Annotated in this window: 10 protein-coding genes and 2 pseudogenes; 2 read left to right on the top strand and 10 right to left on the bottom strand. The window is 58.1% G+C overall.

Features of this window, described 5'->3' with window-relative positions; all coding sequences use genetic code 11:
• Positions 1-1193: pseudogene (locus QA646_RS27950) on the top strand (IS91 family transposase).
• A gap of 677 nt (positions 1194-1870) precedes the next feature.
• Here QA646_RS27950 and QA646_RS27945 read toward each other — a convergent pair.
• The 3 genes from QA646_RS27945 to QA646_RS27935 all read right to left on the bottom strand — a co-directional run bounded on the left by QA646_RS27945 (position 1871) and on the right by QA646_RS27935 (position 6301).
• Positions 1871-3070, bottom strand: a complete 1200-nt coding sequence (locus QA646_RS27945) for an IS256 family transposase (protein ID WP_283061027.1) — start codon at positions 3068-3070, stop codon at positions 1871-1873.
• A gap of 1028 nt (positions 3071-4098) precedes the next feature.
• Complete coding sequence (locus QA646_RS27940) at positions 4099-5523, bottom strand: nucleotidyl transferase AbiEii/AbiGii toxin family protein (RefSeq protein WP_283060974.1); 1425 nt, start codon at positions 5521-5523, stop codon at positions 4099-4101.
• Complete coding sequence (locus QA646_RS27935) at positions 5516-6301, bottom strand: type IV toxin-antitoxin system AbiEi family antitoxin (RefSeq protein ID WP_283060973.1); 786 nt, start codon at positions 6299-6301, stop codon at positions 5516-5518. The genes QA646_RS27940 and QA646_RS27935 overlap by 8 nt, the downstream gene beginning before the upstream one ends.
• Before the next feature lie 746 nt (positions 6302-7047).
• On the opposite strand from QA646_RS27935, the gene QA646_RS27930 reads away from it, so the two are divergent.
• Entirely contained in the window at positions 7048-8889 is a 1842-nt protein-coding gene (locus tag QA646_RS27930) for a type II toxin-antitoxin system HipA family toxin (RefSeq protein WP_283060972.1), read from the top strand.
• Positions 8890-9403: 514 nt separating this feature from the next.
• Here QA646_RS27930 and cysN read toward each other — a convergent pair.
• From cysN to nodU, 7 genes and pseudogenes are all read right to left on the bottom strand, one after another.
• Positions 9404-11302 carry a sulfate adenylyltransferase subunit CysN gene (gene cysN / locus QA646_RS27925; RefSeq protein WP_283060971.1) on the bottom strand — a complete coding sequence of 633 codons (1899 nt, stop codon included), beginning with the start codon at positions 11300-11302 and terminating at the stop codon, positions 9404-9406.
• Positions 11302-12201 carry a sulfate adenylyltransferase subunit CysD gene (gene cysD, locus QA646_RS27920; protein ID WP_283060970.1) on the bottom strand — a complete coding sequence of 300 codons (900 nt, stop codon included), beginning with the start codon at positions 12199-12201 and terminating at the stop codon, positions 11302-11304. Before cysD ends, cysN begins: the two co-directional genes overlap by 1 nt.
• Positions 12202-12206: 5 nt before the next feature.
• Positions 12207-12956, bottom strand: a complete 750-nt coding sequence (locus tag QA646_RS27915) for a sulfotransferase (protein ID WP_283060969.1) — start codon at positions 12954-12956, stop codon at positions 12207-12209.
• 156 nt (positions 12957-13112) lie between these two features.
• Positions 13113-14165 (bottom strand): NADP(H)-dependent aldo-keto reductase, encoded by a 1053-nt coding sequence (locus tag QA646_RS27910; protein WP_283060968.1) that lies wholly within the window; start codon positions 14163-14165, stop codon positions 13113-13115.
• A 32-nt stretch (positions 14166-14197) separates the two neighbouring features.
• The gene (locus QA646_RS27905; protein WP_283060967.1) at positions 14198-14983 is read right to left on the bottom strand and encodes an ABC transporter permease; all 786 of its coding nucleotides are present in this window, start codon (positions 14981-14983) and stop codon (positions 14198-14200) included.
• A gap of 3 nt (positions 14984-14986) precedes the next feature.
• Positions 14987-15901, bottom strand: coding sequence for a nodulation factor ABC transporter ATP-binding protein NodI (nodI, locus tag QA646_RS27900; RefSeq protein WP_283060966.1), 915 nt, complete (start codon positions 15899-15901; stop codon positions 14987-14989).
• Positions 15889-17615 (bottom strand): annotated as a pseudogene (gene nodU / locus QA646_RS27895) (nodulation protein NodU). The gene nodI and the pseudogene nodU overlap by 13 nt, the downstream one beginning before the upstream one ends.
• Positions 17616-17618 lie beyond the last annotated feature (3 nt).

Below are 17618 nucleotides of genomic sequence, written 5' to 3'. Positions count from 1 at the left end.
TTGCGTGCCTCGATCGAGGTCGCCGACATCTTCCGTGCTGCCGGTGCGGCGTACCGGCGCGCGCATGCAGAACATATGAGCCTGCCGCAACTGAAGGTGATGTCGGCGATCGAGAACTGCCGCACTGCGGCCCTCGGCGGTCACGTCGAGGCCTGCGAGGACTGCGGCCAGTGGCGGATCGCCTACAACTCCTGCCGCAATCGGCACTGCCCAAAGTGCCAGGGCGCGGCGGCACGGACATGGCTTGCCGAACGCGAGGCCGATCTGCTTCCGGTCGGCTACTTCCACGTCGTATTCACCCTACCGGCCGAGGTCGCCGACATAGCGTTCCAGAACAAGGCGCTCGTCTACGACCTGCTGTTCAAGGCGGCGTCGGAGACGATGGTCACCATCGCGGCCGATCGCAAGCATCTCGGCGCGCGCATCGGCATCACCGCCGTGCTCCACACCTGGGGATCGGCGATGACGCACCATCCGCATGTTCACATGATCGTTCCGGGCGGCGGCATCGCGCCGGACGGGAGCCGTTGGATCTCGTCGCCCGGCCTTCCTGCTTCCCGTACGCGTACTCGGCAAACTGTTCCGACGACTGTTCCTCACCCGGCTGGTCGCTCTGCACGACGCCGGGCGGCTCAGCTTCTTTGGCACACTTGCTCATCTCGCCGAGCGGCAGGCATTCTTGCGGCATCTATCGCCGGTCCGAAAGAAACGCTGGGTGGTCTATGCGAAGGCGCCGTTCGCGGGTCCTGAGGCCGTTCTTGCCTATCTGTCGCGCTATACTCACCGGGTCGCAATCTCGAACCGCCGCCTGATCACCTTCGACGAAACTGGCGTCACCTTCCGCTATAAGGACTACCGCCGCGACGGCTGCGACCGGCAGCAGATCATGACGCTCGCGGTCGATGAGTTCATCCGCCGCTTCCTGCTCCATGTCTTGCCGCGCGGCTTCCACCGCATCCGGGCATTACGGCCTGCTCACCGGCTCAGCCCGCAAGGCCAGCCTCGCGCTCGCGCGCGAACTCCTGCACGTCGCCGCACCGGTCGATGACGGCACACCAGGCGAACCGGATGACTTCCGCCCGCCATGCCCCTGCTGCGGCGGACGAATGATCGTTATCGAGGTGTTTGAACGCTGGAGGCAGCCGCGCGGGCCGCCGGATGCGCCGGCGACGAACCGGGAGACGGCTTCATGACCCGGCATGGCATGGTCAAGACTTCAGCCGCAGGCATCACGCCTCCGGCACCCGACCCACATGCGTCCGTGGTGATCATCGCCGCCGACAGGGTCGTGACGAAAGTAGTGACAGGCCAGAAAAACCACGCACACGTACAACGAAGCGGCCTGTCAGTGTCCATAATCCCGCTCACTGGCTGCGATCGTGCGATCGCGGATATGAGCCGCAGATTGAAATCTCCATAGCCTTCAACTGTGGCCCGCGGGTTCCTTCCTCGGGGACTTTCGTACGCCTGCCGGCGCCCGAAACTCTTCACGAAGACCGACTGTCCGCTTCGCGAGAGCGAGGCCAGGAAAGCGGACATGTGGTTGCGTTCGAAAGAGACGGCAAGTTCGAATCTCGTCCGGCGCTCCAGTAATGCAATCAATGGTTTGAAGGTAACGATTTAGAAATAATCAGAAAAAAGCGAGAAATTTGCCACAAATTCGCGATCCTCTGAAACCCGCAGGAACCCGCCATTTTCTGATCCAGTCTGTTTCTGTCTGTGGCGAGTGTGTAGCGAATGTCCAGCAACCTCAAGCGGCCTTTGACCGGAAGGCAGCAACCCCGGCCGAGGTGCGCTTCCTCTGATGATGTCCCAGGGAGTGGTGTAGCTTCGGCGTTCGCCGTGCCTTCCGGGCAGAGCCGGGACTGGATCAGCTTGCCGCAGCAGGCAGGCTGATGATTGGATCATCGCTCATTGTGGCGATGGTCTCAAGGGTCATGTATCGGGAGCGCTGTACGGCCCATTCGTCATTCTGTTCGAGGAGCAACGCGCCGACGAGCCTGACGATGGCGTCCTCGTTTGGGAATATGCCGACAACCTCGGTTCGGCGCTTGATCTCGCCGTTCAGTCGCTCGATAGGGTTGGTGCTGTGCAGCTTCGTCCAGTGCTGACGGGGAAAGGTCATGTAGGCCAGCACGTCTTCTTCGGCACTGTCCATGAGGGTGGCAAGCTTCGGTACTTTCGGCCTGATCTGATCGGCGACATTGCGCCATTGCTGGCTGGCGGCCTCTGGTGTGTCCTGGGCAAAGGCCGTGGCGATGAAGGCGGAGACCACCCGTCGACCGCTCTTTCCGGCATGGGCGAGCGCATTGCGCATGAAGTGGACCCGGCATCGCTGCCAGGTCGCGGAGAGAACCTTCGAAACGGCGGCCTTGATGCCCTCATGCGCATCGGAGACGACCAGCTTGACGCCGCGCAAACCCCGCCGTGTCAGCTTGCGCAGGAACTCCGTCCAGATCGGCTCGGCCTCGGAGGTGCCGATCTCCATACCCAGGACCTCGCGCCGCCCATCGGTGTTGACGCCGACGGCGATAATGACGGCGACCGAGACGATGCGGCCACCGCGGCGGACCTTCAGATACGTGGCGTCGATCCACAGATAGGGCCAGTCGCCCTCGATGGGCCTTTCAAGGAAGGCCTTTACCTTGTCGTCGATCTCCTCACACAGGCGGGAAACCTGGCTTTTGGAGATGCCGCTCATGCCCATCGCCTTGACCAGATCGTCGACGGAGCGGGTCGAAACGCCTTGGATGTAAGCCTCTTGAATTACGGCGGTCAGAGCCTTCTCGGCCATGCGACGCGGCTCGAGAAAGCTCGGGAAATAGGTGCCGGTACGAAGCTTCGGGATACGCAGCTCCACGGTCCCGGCCCGTGTCTCCCAGTCGCGCTCGCGGTAGCCGTTGCGCTGGGTAAGCCGAAAGGCGTTCTTCTCGCCGTAGCTCGCGCCGGTCTTCGCACCGACCTCCAGCTCCATAAGCTTCTCGGCGGCAAACCCGATCATCTCGCGAAGCAAATCGGCGTCGGCGCTCTTCTCAACAAGCGAGCGCAGGTTCATCATCTCGTCGGTCATCGGTGGTCTTTCCATCAGGTTGGTCTTCGACAAACCGACCCTACCGGAAAAACACTGATGGCCACCGCTACCCTGCTACACCACTCCCTGGGACATCATCCTTCCTCTCAAACTGACGGTTTGAAATCAGTCGATTTTACAAAGCGAAACTTTGTAAATTAAAGCATATTCAAACCTCGATTATACTCAGTAAGTAAACTCCCCTTACGCGTATCCCCCGATGTCGGGCGATGTAACTTTCGCATATTTGAGATACGCGAAAGTTCCATCAGGTCCCTTATCTCGTCGACGAAAACATCACAAAAAATGCTCGGCCGCGGCCACGCAGAGGTCGACAAACCGGTCCAGCTGATGTGCGGTATCAATCGCAGGAGCAGCTTGGTGGCTCGCTCGCGTCGTAATATTCGACTCTCTCCTCGATCCTTTTCAGTCGGCAGAAATTTGGAAAAAATGTGAAAAATAGTAACTTTTCATGAAAAGCGATTCTAAAATCGACGTTCTGTGAAATTTGGTAAATTAGCTTCAGCCTTCGCGTTCGGAAATCAGACTTAGCCTCTTTCTGGAGACGCCTGGAATGAACTACGAGCGAGCGTGCCGCGCTCGTTGCCGCGAACAATTCCTTCTGAACGTTGCCCCTTAATATCCTCAAGTCTGGCTTCATTCACCCTGTCGAAAATATTCTGGCCGCCAGCCTCCTCAAAGCGGGCAACAGCGGCGAGCAGGTCCACCAACGCACGATCAAACACGCGAGCGCTAACAGTGAGCTATAGCGCTTCCAGATCTTACGAGCCGGGATGGCTCGTCATTATCTCGTCGATGTCAAAGCCACTGACGCGCGCAATTTCTCCAAGCAAATGGCAGAGGCACGACTGCAGCTTTCAACTTTTCCCGTATAGTGGCCACATTTGATGCTCGCTGTTTGTGCATCTGGTCCGTAGCCGCGCGCGGGATTGCCGGGTCGCCGAACCCGTGCGGAAGGGCGTTGCCCTTATCGGCCTGCTTTAACTCCGGTTTGCTCATGTCGCCCCTCAATATTGCGTATCTGCGAGATAGCCTGTGCGGCCCGGGCACGGATACCCCTGCGGTGTTTTGTGCGGTTTCAGTGAGCTGTCGTTTGTTTGCCTGCGGAACTTTTTCTGACAAACCGGGCACTGATAGACATAGGTTGGATGACCGAATGCACGGGATCGTGCGGGCGCGAGACGGGGGCGATTCAACGCCATATCGCCGAATGAGCCGCCATTCCGTGAATGCGGAATGGTAATTGGTCCCGAGGGTGTAAGCTCAACAGCATAGCGTGGCCCAAATGTCTGGGTGGTCGCGCGCGCGCCGGTGATGCGGTCGACCCGGTAGCTGCGGTGTTCGTTCTTGTTGAGATTAAAGGCGTGAAGGACGATATTGCCTTCACTCGTGCGACGCAGCGAGTAGGGCTCGATGCGCCTTGTTGTGCCCTGATAATCAAGATCAACACACAGCCGGTTTCCACCCGCGAAGCGGATGATTTCGAGATACGTCTGCGACGTATTCGGGATATCCAAGCTGAACGTGCGGCCGTGAATAACGGTTTCACCCGCCGCTAGCGCGAAGACAGGCAATTCGACAGGCATTTCACCGCCGGTAAGCCAAGCGAAGAACTCGGGCAGCACACTCCAGAAATCATCTACAGGTGGCAGGGCCGGAAGCTGGTGCGCCAGCATGGCCGCCCAACTTCCTTCAAGCGCGTCGCGGTGGCTCGCAAGGTCCTCTAGCTTCGGCACTGCAATGCCTTTGAAATCGCACTTCTGCCGAAGAACATCAAGGAGCTCAGCAGCACGCGGGCGCGCTTCGGCATTCCGAAACAGATTGACGACATCGTAGAGATCTCGCGGTCTTGTGCGTTCCGCAAGCGCCCGCACTTTTTCGCCGAAGGTCTCTACATAGCTGTAGGATAGGACTTCGAAGCTGGCCTCCTGCGCATCGCTATAAGAATGGAAAACCGGTGTCCTTACCGCCGGCAGGACGATGCGCTCATCGGCGGTGAGATCGAGTTTGATGCGCGGCAGGCGAATGAGAGCGACATTGGGCGAAACAGGCCCTTTGTAGCTCAGCTTGCCTTGGCAAGAGATATTGCCACGTGGGTTATTGAAGAGGTCGAAGCTCTGTCCTTCAGCAGGTATCTCAAGGCCTGAGCGCTCATAAATCCAATCGGCGATCTCGCCAAAGACACGCTTGAGGAATTCCTGATTGAGATGGGCTTCGTCCATTAGAGTGAAGTCGAGATCCTCCGAAAACCGGTAGGTCTCGAAGTAGCATTTCTTCAAACACGTTCCGCCCTTGAAGATCCACGTCTCGCGCAAATCCTCATGCGCGGAAATCCCGGCGAGCGTCCAGCCCAGAGCGTAATCCTTCTCGACCACGTCGGGGCGAAGGCCAACCTTCCCCGCTGTTTCCAGGATCTCGGCCTTACTAATCATGGCTTGATACTGCGATCCAGCTGGCCGGGACTTTCAGTTTCCAACGTGTCACGACGCGATCGCACATAAGTGTGGGATCGAGTTTGGCGTAGCCTTTCGTTAGCCGCGCTTTGCACGCGGTGACGAGTGCTGCTCCGAGCGGATGACGTTCTGCCAGGAAACCAAGGCGTTTGAACACCGCTCCGTTGTCGAGTTGATCGGCATAGGCGATCAGCCGGTCCGGCTTGCTGTCATTTTTATGCAGGTAGCGGTCGAGGCAGTCGGTCACATGTTGGATGCCGCCGCCGATCGGCGGATCGTCCAGTATGTCGAGCATAGTCCGGTCGATGTCGGAGACGCTGACTTTCGTGTGTTCGCGCCAGACTGATTTGATGCCGAAGATGCGCGACTCCGGGATCTGACGCAACGTAAATTGCGCTCCACCGCTTTCCTTGATGCGGTTTCGGATAGGTCGGGCCGTAAAGACGACGATGTCGCGAAACAGTTGTTCGGTAAGATCCCAATATTCTGCAGCTGTTCGGCCACCGATATAAGCGGGACCGAAAAGCGCGGGGACCAACAGCCACGCGTCAGCTATCGTCTGGTCGCTACCCCGCATATCCAGAGAAACAGGCGCGTAAACACCCGTGCCGACGCGCTGTAGCCATCCTTGCGCCGCCCATGCCGACAGAGTCTTGGCGGCTTGGACGCGCGAGATGGCGAGTGCGCGCGCAGCATCGTCGATTTGAATGACATCGCCGGCGGCTCGAAGGACGGTAGTTAGTTTGGGTTTTTTCATAGTATATTATATGCGCAATCTTTCAGTAATATGAGGAATTTCTCCATATAAAGTGTACTATTAAAAAGGCCAGAAAGCAATCAAAGTACAATAAAAGCGCAAAATTTCTGGAAAATACGGAAAAATTACATGTTCGATAAGCCCTCCGCGGAGGAGATGCGGGTGCGCGCGAAGCTCCTGCTGAAAACGCAGCGCTCGATCGCCAGTCCCGCGAAGTAAGAGCGGGACTGCGCCGCGGGGTAGCCCCGTTGCCTATTGTATCGATCATGTCCCACTCATCGCCCGTGACCCAACGCAAAGCTGCAGGCGCCTGACGCGTTCGGCCGTGAGAAGCTGATCAACGATATGCTCCTTCACCAGCCTGTCGAGCCTGGCCATCGGGATTGAGCGCCCTTTGCAGGCCTCCCCTTGCCTTTCAGCGCGCATGTGCCGCAGGTGGGGATACCCGTCAGAAGGATTGGACCGATAACGATACGCGGCGGCGTTACCCTTCAGGTTCTTTGCTCTGAGCATGGCCTGCACGGCGTCGAAGTGGCTTTTGGATATTCGATAGCAGTATGACAATACTAATTTTGAAATAAGTATTTTTCTTATAACTCAATGCGTTATTATATCTTTGATCGTCTCAGCAGCATCGAAAAATTGTAACTATCGCGTATCTGAAATACGTGATAGTTACAATTCCTTGCAGCCCGAAAACGAATGTTGTAACCTTCTCGTATCTGAAATACGCGAAAGTTACATATATGCCTCTTCATCTCGTCGGCGAAAACATTGACAAAACGCGTGGCCACCGTCAGGCGGAAGCCGGCAAGCTGGTCCAGCTTATGCGCGGTATCTATGTTGATGCCGACGATGACATAGATCAGACGGTGCGGACCCACGCTGTACGCATCGCTAAATATCTCTACCCGAACGCCTACCTGTCGGCCGCCAGTGCCGTTCTGCTCGGCCCGTTGCGCGATGGCCGCCTGTTTCTAACCGGCCGCCGCGTGCAGCGGCAGCGCATTAGGACGCTCGAAATCATTCAGAACAAAGCGCCGGACAACCCGTCCGTCGCGCAGGCGGCGGTCGGCGACAACATGGGCGAGTTCCGCGTGGCCGTGTCTTCGCTGCGCCAGCGTTTTCTGGAAGCCTTCCGCATCCGTAGTGAACATGCGGCCTCGTTCAACGAAGACATGAAAGAGGCAATCGCCGCACGGCTGATTGAAGAATATGGGAATCCAGAGAGCGCCGCCGATGCGGTGTTTAAACTTGCCCGCGACAATGACTGGCTTGCTGAAGGCAGCGCCGCCGAGCGTTTCCTCAAACGGAAGCCGGCGGCCGCCGTAACTCTCACCAACCAGGCCGCGCTCGACCTAACCGTGGCATGGCACGGTGCGCCGATCGGCAACCTTGCGCATGATGGCTTCGAATGGCGGTGGAAGGCGTCCGATCCTGACGGCCCGCCGCTTGTGCGCCAGACTACGCCGGGCAGATTGCCTCCCTTCATTGAATCACTACTCCCGGAAGGGTGGCTGAACCGGGTGCTAAACAGCCCGGACGAGCGGGCGGAACTGCGCACCGGTAAGCGGTACATGTCGAACATCACAATTGTAGAGCGGGCAAGCGAGCTGACGGCGCTTCCGGCCGATATTCTACTGACGCGGCTGAACACCTTCACGGCAAATCACCTGTTTACAGGGATCTATGCCGGTCCCGGCCGCGGCGATATCCATGATACGTTCGAACAGAACCTGGCAAAAATCTTCGCGACAGGCGCGACACCGCGCCTGTCAGGCGTACAAATCAAGGCGCCGATGTTTCTCGATGCCGACGGCACCCTTATGCCCAGCACGAACAAGCCGTTCACGCATATTCTCAAGCCCGCCGGCACGTCGGGATTCGAAGCGCTGCCCGCGATAGAATGGCAGTCCATGGAACTCGGTCGGGCGGTCGGATTCATTGTGCCCGCCATTGCGCTCGTTGCCATGCCGGATGGCATGCCACATGCCCTTGTGGTTGAGCGGTTCGATATCCGCACCAGCCTTGACGACATGCGCCGTCTGGTGCTCGAGGATATGGCGTCGGTTCTGGGCGTGCCCGCGGAAGATAAATACATGGGTACCATGGAGCGGATCGCATCCGCTCTGCGCCCGCTGTCTACTGATCCGGATGCGGACCTGCTGTTGATCTTGCGGCGGGCACTGTTCGCCTGGCTAATCGCGGACGGCGATATGCATCTGAAGAACATGGCCATGCTGAAAATCGCGGAGCCACGGAGGAGAGATTTTAGCTCCGTCCGAATGGCGCCGCTCTACGATGCGGTCACAACGCGGGTATTTCCGACCCTGCAGAGCGACCGTATGGCGCTCAAGATCAGCGGCAAGGACGAACGGCTCAAGAGAGCGGACTTCAGGCGCTTTGCCGCCACCGCAGGTATTCCGGCGTCGGCGGCGGATATGGCCATGGATGAGCTGGCCGCGGCGCTTGCTCACGGCCTGGACGCCCTTACGTTGCCACCGCCGCTGGCAGATGGCTCAGTCGGCGCTGAACGGGCGGCGCACATGCGAGAAATTGTCCGCGAGCGTCTGGCCACTTTTGAATAGGATCGGGCCATTGCTATTGGATCACAAAGCTTCAGATCGCGCAGGGTTATTGAAGGCGACGTTATCCCGGTGATGTTGATCGATTGCTGCATTGTGCTTCTGTGTTTTCGATAGAGCGCCGTGAAGAAGCAGGCCCAGGCACGGCCAGCAACAGATAACACGGTTGGACAGCGTCTTTGCGTTCTAGCGCCGCCGGGACGGCCCGCTTAAGGTGATTTGTCGCAAAACAGGGAAAGCATCCCGCAGCGCCTCATATCACAGGGGTGTTCGCCCGGCGCGCTGCCTCGCGGGTGAGCGCCCGAAGCAGAGCGGCTAGATCGAAGATAATCTGATCATTCTCCTTGCTGGAATAAGCCGAAACGAGCTTTTCATGCATCGACATCAATTGTCTGCCGAACGAGGACCGATAATTTCGCAAGTTTACCGAACTAAAGCTTGAGCCGCGGGTAACACCAAACCGCCGCTCGGACCGCTGACGCCCAGCACATGCCAAAAGCGAGCGTTAGGCCAGGCGCTATTTCTCCTCCATTCGGCTTCGAAGGAACTCTTCTATCTGAAGTGCTAACGTTGCCGGCTCCTGGCCGCCGGTCTTGAGATGAAGTTCCGGATTGTCCGGCGCCTCATATGGAGACGAGACGCCGGTGAAGTTCGCGATGTTGCCGGCAAAGGCCTTTTTATAGAGCCCTTTCGGATCGCGGCGCGCGCATTCCTCCAAGGGCGTATCGACAAAGATTTCGATGAACTCGCCTTCATCCATAAGCTCGCGCGCCATACGCCGCTCATCCCGAAAGGGCGATATGAAGGAACAAATCACGATCAGTCCTGCGTCGGCCATCAATCTGGCGACCTCAGCGACGCGACGTATGTTCTCGACCCGATCGGCCGCGGTAAAGCCAAGGTCACGATTAAGCCCGTGGCGCACGTTATCTCCGTCCAAGAGATAGGTATGCTTGCCGTAAGTATGCAGAAGCGCTTCGAGCGCATTGGCGATCGTCGACTTGCCCGAACCCGACAGACCGGTGAGCCAAAGGACGGCGGGCTCTTGGTTCTTGAGCGCGGATCGCGCGGCCTTGTCGACGTCGAGCGCTTGCCAATGAACGTTGTCAGCACGACGAAGCGGGAAATCAATCATGCCGGCACCGACGGTCGCGCTGCTTACCCTATCGACGATGATGAAATTGCCGGTTGACCTGTTTTCCTCGTAGGCGTCAAACACGATCGGTCTTTGCGTCATGATGTTGCAGACGCCGACCTCGTTCATCTGAAGCAGTTTGGCTGGTTCGCGAACGAAGTTGTCGACATTCAGTTGGTGCTTGAGCGCAGTCACCGTGGCGCTGACACTGTCCGTCTCCGTCCGCAAGAGATAGCTTCGTCCCGGGAGCATCGGATTGGCACCGAACCAAATAAGATGCGCCTGGAATTGGTCCGAGACAAAAGGCCTTGAGGCGGGGTCAACCAGCATGTCGCCCCTGGAGACATCTACCTCGTCGGCTAGAACCAAAGTTACCGGTTCCCCTTCTGCGGCAGATATCTGGTTGCCGTCAGGGGCAATGATCGCCCTGACCGAGGAGCGCAGCCCTGATTTTGCAACGATCACAGGATCGCCGACGGCAATTTTTCCGGATGCGATCCAGCCCGCATAGCCGCGAAAATCCGAATTTGGCCGCACGACGAGCTGAACGGGAAAACGAAAGGGTCTTTGCTTGTCAGCTGGGTCGAGTTCAACCGCTTCCAGATATTCAAGAAGCGTCGGACCTTGATACCAGGGTAATTGCCCGGATTTCGAAACAACATTGTCTCCGAAGCGGGCAGACATCGGAATAGCCGTTACACTGGCAAAACCCAGCTTTGCCGAGAAGCTTTCGTATTCGGCCACGATGGCATCAAATATCGGCTCGCTGAAATCGACGAGATCGATCTTGTTCACCGCCAGCACGACATGGCGAATGCCGAGAAGCGAGGCGAGATAGGAATGCCTGCGTGTTTGCTGGAGTATGCCTTGGCGGCTGTCGACGAGGATAACGGCAAGATCGGCTGTCGATGCGCCGGTTGCCATATTGCGCGTATATTCGTGGTGGCCGGGCGTATCGGCAACAATGAACTTGCGCTTCGACGTGGAGAAATAGCGATATGCGACATCAATGGTGATGCCCTGCTCGCGCTCCGCCTCAAGGCCGTCGAGCAGCAGAGAGAAATCGATTTCATCGCCATTGCCGCCGCCGATGCCGACGCGGCGAAGGTCCGCCAATTGATCTTCGAAGACCAATTCCGCATCGCAGAGCAGTCGACCGATTAAGGTCGATTTTCCGTCATCGACCGAGCCGCAGGTGATGAATCGAAGAACCGGTGCTTTGTCCTCTTGGACCAGATGCTCTTTCATGTCATGCGGCAAGATGGAAAAAGGATATGACATCAGAAGTACCCTTCGCGCTTCTTCTTCTCCATTGCGCCGGCCTCATCGAGATCGATCAGCCGGCTCTGTCTCTCGGAGGTGCGTGCCTCCACGATCTCGCGCAGAATTTCTGGCACCGTCGCCGCACCGGATTCGATCGCGCCCGTCAAAGGATAGCAGCCGAGCGTGCGGAAACGGACCATCCGTTGCGTGACCGTTTCATCGGGTTCAAGCGGCATGCGCTCGTCATCGACCATGATCATCGTCGCACCGCGGCGCACGACGGGCCGCGGCGCCGCGAAATAGAGTGGCACGACGGGAATATTTTCCTTTTGGATGTACTGCCAGACGTCGAGCTCGGTCCAGTTGGAAAGCGGAAAGACGCGCATCGTTTCGCCTGCGCTCACACGCGTGTTGTAGGTTTTCCACATCTCCGGACGCTGGCGTTTCGGATCCCAAGCATGCTGGGCGTTGCGAATGGAAAATATCCGCTCTTTGGCTCGCGATTTCTCCTCGTCGCGGCGCGCGCCTGCGAGCGCAGCGTCAAAACGGTATTTGTCCAACGCCTGGCGCAGCGCCAGAGTCTTCATCACGTGCGTGTGCACGTTGGAGCCGTCTCGAAAGGGGCTGATGCCCTGATCGATGCCATCCTGATTGACGTGGACAATCAATTTCAGGTCCAGTTCCCGCATCATCCGGTCGCGGAAGGCGATCATCTCCTGAAACTTCCACAGGGTGTCCACATGAAGAAAGGGAAAGGGTGGTTTTCCCGGAAAGAACGCCTTCATCGCGAGATGCAATAAAACGGAGGAGTCCTTTCCGATGGAATAGAGCACAACCGGATTTGAAAAGGTCGCAGCGACTTCCCGAATGATATGGATGGCTTCGGCTTCAAGGTATCGCAGATTGTCGAAAGACATCTCATTTATCCTTGCAGAGCCGATGCGTCGTCGAGCTCGAAGAACTTCGCGTAGGGCCCGCCTGCAAAGTGCCGCCGTAGCTCTTCAAAATTCTGTAGCGACTGGGCGAGCGAGCGTGTTTCCTGCCGTTGAATGGTGGCGCGATTGGAAGACTTATGCGCGGGAGCTCCGAGGAACGCCAAAACGGCTGCCAGGCATGCGCTCGGTTTAAGAAGAAGATCCTGGTATTCGATCATCAGCAGTTTGCTCGGATCGAACGCGCTCTTGACCCGTGCATGGAAATCGTCGGCAGCTTTGAAATAGGCTTCGCATTCGTTCACTGACAGCGAGACACTTGGGGGCTCATTATGGTCCGCGCTAAATTTCAGCCACTGACCCGTTTGCCTTGCCTGCACCAGCGATCGCAGGGATTCCAATGTGTTGCGAGTAAGCAGAATGACCCTGAGGCCTTGCCAACGAGCCAATTCGTCGAAAAAGCCCGGACGGTCAAAAAATTGAGGCTCGTTGATTTTGCAACCGACGTGCGTCACCTTCTTCTTGGTTGGCGGATAGCGCAGATAGGCGAGCTCGAGAAGCTCGCGATCGCTGCGCCGGAGGCGATCCTTATCGGGCCAATTTTCATCATAGCTGTTGAGCAACTCACCGTTGCTCAACACATTTGCATGGTCGTTCAGCAACGCTTCGAGATAGTGCGTCCCGGTTCGCGGCATCGCAAGGATGACAAATGGCTGAGGCGACGGTACGGAATGGATCATTGCGCATGTTCCCAACTGATATTGATCACAAAGGTGTGGATGGCGCCTGCACAAGAACTCCTCGGTCGCGCTGACGAGCGCAAGTGCATTGCCTTCTCCAAAATCAAACCCGAGGGCCGAAGACCGCGCGATCGGATAAAAAACCGATGAAGCCCATCATGGTGCCGGCGATCCGTAACGCTGGTAGATCGACTGGATCCCATCCAGAATCTCGCGTGATAAAGTGACTTCGGCGGCGGCGAAGTTGTGCGTCAATTGCGTCAGGGAAGTCGCGCCCACGAGCGTGCTTGCAACGAAAGGCCGGCTCATGACGAATGACAAGGCGCCATGCACCGGATCGATGCCATGTTCTCGAAAGAGCGTTGTATATGCGAGAGCTGCATGCTGCGCTCTTTCGTTGCTGTAGCGAAAGAACCGTCCGAACAAGTTCAGCCGCGAACCGCTTGGCCGCTGACCACCCAGGTACTTACCAGTGAGGGTACCCATCGCAAGGGGCGAGTATACGAGGAGCCCTACCCCTTCGCGCACAGCCATTTCTGCGAGGCCGTTCTCGAAATCGAGGTTGATAAGGTTGTAGGGGTTCTGAATACTTGTCACGCGAGCCAGGCCGTGCATTTCGGCAAGATGCAGAAAGCTGGCAAGCCCCCACGGCGTTTCATTGGAGAGCCCGATGTGGCGAATCCGGCCGCTTTTGACGAGCGCATCCAAGGCCTCCAGCGTCTCCAGGATAGAGATCGTGTCGTGGTCGAGCTCATATTGATAGTCGAGCAATTGAAAGACGTTTGTGCTGCGGTCCGGCCAGTGCAGCTGAAAGAGATCGATATGATCCGTCTGCAGCCTTTGGAGGCTGGCGTCAACCGCCTCGAAAAGATTTGCTCGCGTATAGCTGACGCGGCCGTCGCGGACATAGGGCAGGTTCGCCTTGCCTGGTCGAACGGGACCAACCGCTTTGGTCGAGAGCACCACATCCTGCCTGCGGCCGGTTTTGCGCAGCCAACTGCCGATAAAGGACTCCGAAAGACCGTATGTCCCGACGCGGGGTGGCACGGGATACATCTCCGCCGTGTCGACAAAGTTTACGCCTGCATCGAGAGCCGCATCGAGTTGCGCGTGCGCCTCGGCTTCCGTGTTCTGCTCTCCCCAGCTCATCGTACCTAAGCCGAGCGCGCTTACCTTGAGGCCGCTGCGGCCGAGTTCGCGATACTGCATTTCATAGCTCCTTTTCGTAAGCGGTAGTGGCTTCAGGGCATCAGACGACGCCGCAGAAGCGTTGCCGAAAGGAAGAACGGCAAGGCCGCATAGAGGCAAAGCGCACCGACATGCAGGCCGACGCTTTCAGCCGGCCGGCCAAGCATTGCCGGGCGAATGAGATCGATCGCATGTGCGAGCGGCAGGAAGTGCGCCATTTCCTGAAATCCACCCGGCAGTTGTGCGACCGGAAAGACCGCGCCGCACAGAAACAACATGGGTGTGAGGACGAGCGTCTGGTAGAAAATGAAATAGTCGTAACTGGGTGCAAGTGCCACCACGACCATCGCCACGCTCGCGAACGCAAACCCGGTCAGTGCAATAACCGGTAGCACGCAGGGGATCGAAGTCCACGCCGCATAGCCGAGCATGGTGGCGACGATCAAAATTCCCGTCCCGGCCAGAAACGCTTTGGTTGCGGCCCATGCCAATTCACCGAGGACGACATCGCCGAGCGTCATTTGTGTGTATAGGATTGCTTCCCAGCGGTGAGATTGCATCCGAGCGAAAGCCGCATAAATCGTCTCGAACGTCGCGGAGGTCATGGAACTTGCCGCAACCATGCCGCCCGTCAGAAACGCGATATAGGGAGCCCCGTCCACGCGACCGACCATTATTCCGAGGCCGAAGCCGAGACCGAACAGATAGATCATCGGATCGGCGAGATTGCCGAGTATTGACGCAAGCGCGACCTTCTTCCATGCCAGAAAGTTGCGGCGCCACACCGCAATCCAGTTCCAGGCGTTAGCCGGCAGCGTTGTCGCGTAACCTTCACCCATCGTTCATTTCTCCATCTCGCGCCCGGTCAGCCGCAAAAAAACGTCCTCCAGATTCGGCGGACGCTGCAAAAGACGCAGGCCCGTTCGCCCGCGCAGCTGCGCCAACACCGGTTCCGGATCGGACGCATAACAAAAGAGCGTCTCGCCGCTCACCTCGAACCGTTGCGCATAAGGCCGGATCGCTGAATGCAGTTCATGCGGATTGCCGCCGTATATTTCGATCACCTGGCAGCCGATCTGCTCGTCGACAAGCGCGTGCGGGCGGCCCTCCGCGATGATGCGTCCTTTCTCGATGACGCACAGGCGGTCGCACAAACGCTCAGCCTCTTCCATGAAGTGGGTGGTCAAGATGATCGTCTTGCCGCGCGCCAAAAGCGCACGCAGGCGCTCCCAGATCAGGTGGCGCGCATGCGGATCAAGGCCCGTCGTCGGCTCGTCCATGACGAGCAGCTGCGGGTCGTTGATCAGCGCACGTGCCAGTGTCAGGCGCCGCTTCATGCCGCCGGACAGCTCGGGAACGCGTGCATGCGCCTTGCTCTCGAGGCGCGCAAACTCGAGCAGTGACGGAATGACCTTTTCGACCTCGCGTGTGCTCATGCCGAAATAGCGTCCGAACACCAGAAGATTTTCGCGCACGGTGAACTCGGCGTCGAGGTTGTCGAACTGAGGGACGACGCCGATGCGCCGGCGCGCCAAGCGCGCGCGCGCCGGCACCGGCACACCAAGGACGCTGATCTTGCCGGCGTCAGGAAGGGTCATCCCGAGCACCATGCGCGCAATTGTGCTTTTTCCTGCGCCGTTCGGCCCGAGCAGGCCGAAGCACTCTCCCGCTGCGACGGAAAACGACAGCTCGTCGACAACGGTCCTTCCGCCGTATGACTTCGTGACGCCGGCAAGTTCGATTGCTACCGCGGACATGTGCTCATCTCATGTTGGCTGCGACGCCAACGGGCGCCAATTCAGATACCCGCTCCTTGGTGAAGAGCACGCCGTTGCACCATACATGTTCGATGCGTCCCCATTCGCAGGCTGCGGCAGCATCCGGGAAGAAGCCACGTCCATGGAGGTTTGCACTCGTATTGCAAAGCAGCGGGATGCCTGTGAGTTTTTCATACTCGATGAGGAGTTCGGTAACTCCGTGTTCAGAGCTCCTGGAAATGGTTTGCAAACGTGCAGATCCGTCGAGATGGACGACAGCTGGAATTTTGTCCTTCCACTCCGGGCGCGTCTGGTGGTCGAACAGCATGTAAGGATCGGGCGTTCCGGGACTGAATATATCCGGCGCCCGGTCCTCCAGGCATATTGGCGCCACCGGCCGGAAGTGTTCGCGAAATTTGACTTCGTTGAGATAGTCTTTCATTTGCGGCGACGTCGCGGCTGCGAGAATGCTTCTGCCTCCGAGCGCCCTAGGTCCGAGCTCGGCGCGCCCAGCAAGAAAGACAACGGGCTTATTGCTGGCGAGGATCGTGGCGAGTTCTGATATGCTGCACGGGGCAGCCTCCCATCCTTGCGGCGCATCGCCATTTTTCAAAGCCGGGCCGCTGTAGACCGACCACTCCAGCGGCACAAAGCCTTCATGCGCCGCCATGGCGCTGCAGGCGGCACCAATTGCAGAACCACTGTCGTTCGGAAATGGCGGAACCCAGACGGCATCGAACAGGCCGGTCGCACGCAGTGCACTGTTCCATTTGATGTTGAGACCACAGCCGCCGGCTATGCATAAATTTCGCGGCCCGGGCAAAGAGTGGCGCTGCATGGCAAGCGCCATTTCACCGACCAAGAGAAGCTCGAGGAAAGCATGGAATGATGCAAGCACATTTTCGGGCGCCTTATCCTCCAGTCGGACCACGCTGGCATCGAAGAAATCATGCACGGCCACAAGGGATGATTCAGCGTCGTTGATGTTTGCGCGGTAGCGGCAGGCTCGCTCGGTATCGCCTGAAAAGTGCTCCTCGTAGAGCTCTTCGAACACCGCGACGATGTCTTCATCAATCGACCCAAGCGCGATATAGGCCATCAGCTTGCCGGCGACACCGAGGTCCCAGCCCGCGCGGCTTGGCTGCTTATACGGCCCGAAGTAATGGCCCGCGGCCGCGTATGCTTGCCCTATCATCGGGAATAAGGATTCCAGGAACCGGGCCCCTTGGCCATCGACGTAATAGAGACGCGGGAAGATACAGCCATCCCACACGAGGCAAAACGCGGGTTCGCCAGCCTTGGCGAACGGACTGGTGCAGTATGCGGAGGCCACATGGCCGGTCACATGCGGATAGCTCTTATAAGAAAAAACCCGGTCGTTGAGAATGAGGCCTGTGCCATCGAGCGAATCGAGAAGACCGTCGCTGTGCCGTTCAACGTACGGCGCCCCCGTGAGAGTGACGGGAGCTGCGCCACTGAGGACCTGGAAACGCGACTCGATCTCACCGTCCCATCCGTCGATGACGAACTGATCGACATCGCGTGGATTGAGACCGTGTTCCGCCAAAGCGGTAACAATTGCGTCGAGATTGTCGATGGTTTGATATCGGCGATTGTTGTCCCGCTTCTCCTGCTCAATGCAGAAGACTAGCCGTCCGTCCTCGATAAGGGCGATCGCCCCGTCATGGGTGAGCTTTATACCACAGATGCGCATAGT

The organism is Rhizobium sp. CB3090 (assembly GCF_029714285.1).
Taxonomy (GTDB): Bacteria; Pseudomonadota; Alphaproteobacteria; order Rhizobiales; family Rhizobiaceae; genus Rhizobium.
The sequence above is the reverse complement of the archived record's forward strand: the minus strand, read 5'-3'. Positions and strand labels throughout refer to the sequence as shown.

What these genes read in the sequence shown, in the direction of transcription:
- QA646_RS27945 (WP_283061027.1), bottom strand. Translation starts at nt 3,070, where the DNA reads ATGACCGACGAGATGATGAACCTGCGCTCGCTTGTTGAGAAGAGCGCC.
- QA646_RS27940 (WP_283060974.1), bottom strand. Translation starts at nt 5,523, where the DNA reads ATGATTAGTAAGGCCGAGATCCTGGAAACAGCGGGGAAGGTTGGCCTT.
- QA646_RS27935 (WP_283060973.1), bottom strand. Translation starts at nt 6,301, where the DNA reads ATGAAAAAACCCAAACTAACTACCGTCCTTCGAGCCGCCGGCGATGTC.
- QA646_RS27930 (WP_283060972.1), top strand. Translation starts at nt 7,048, where the DNA reads ATGCCTCTTCATCTCGTCGGCGAAAACATTGACAAAACGCGTGGCCAC.
- cysN (WP_283060971.1), bottom strand. Translation starts at nt 11,302, where the DNA reads ATGTCATATCCTTTTTCCATCTTGCCGCATGACATGAAAGAGCATCTG.
- cysD (WP_283060970.1), bottom strand. Translation starts at nt 12,201, where the DNA reads ATGTCTTTCGACAATCTGCGATACCTTGAAGCCGAAGCCATCCATATC.
- QA646_RS27915 (WP_283060969.1), bottom strand. Translation starts at nt 12,956, where the DNA reads ATGATCCATTCCGTACCGTCGCCTCAGCCATTTGTCATCCTTGCGATG.
- QA646_RS27910 (WP_283060968.1), bottom strand. Translation starts at nt 14,165, where the DNA reads ATGCAGTATCGCGAACTCGGCCGCAGCGGCCTCAAGGTAAGCGCGCTC.
- QA646_RS27905 (WP_283060967.1), bottom strand. Translation starts at nt 14,983, where the DNA reads ATGGGTGAAGGTTACGCGACAACGCTGCCGGCTAACGCCTGGAACTGG.
- nodI (WP_283060966.1), bottom strand. Translation starts at nt 15,901, where the DNA reads ATGTCCGCGGTAGCAATCGAACTTGCCGGCGTCACGAAGTCATACGGC.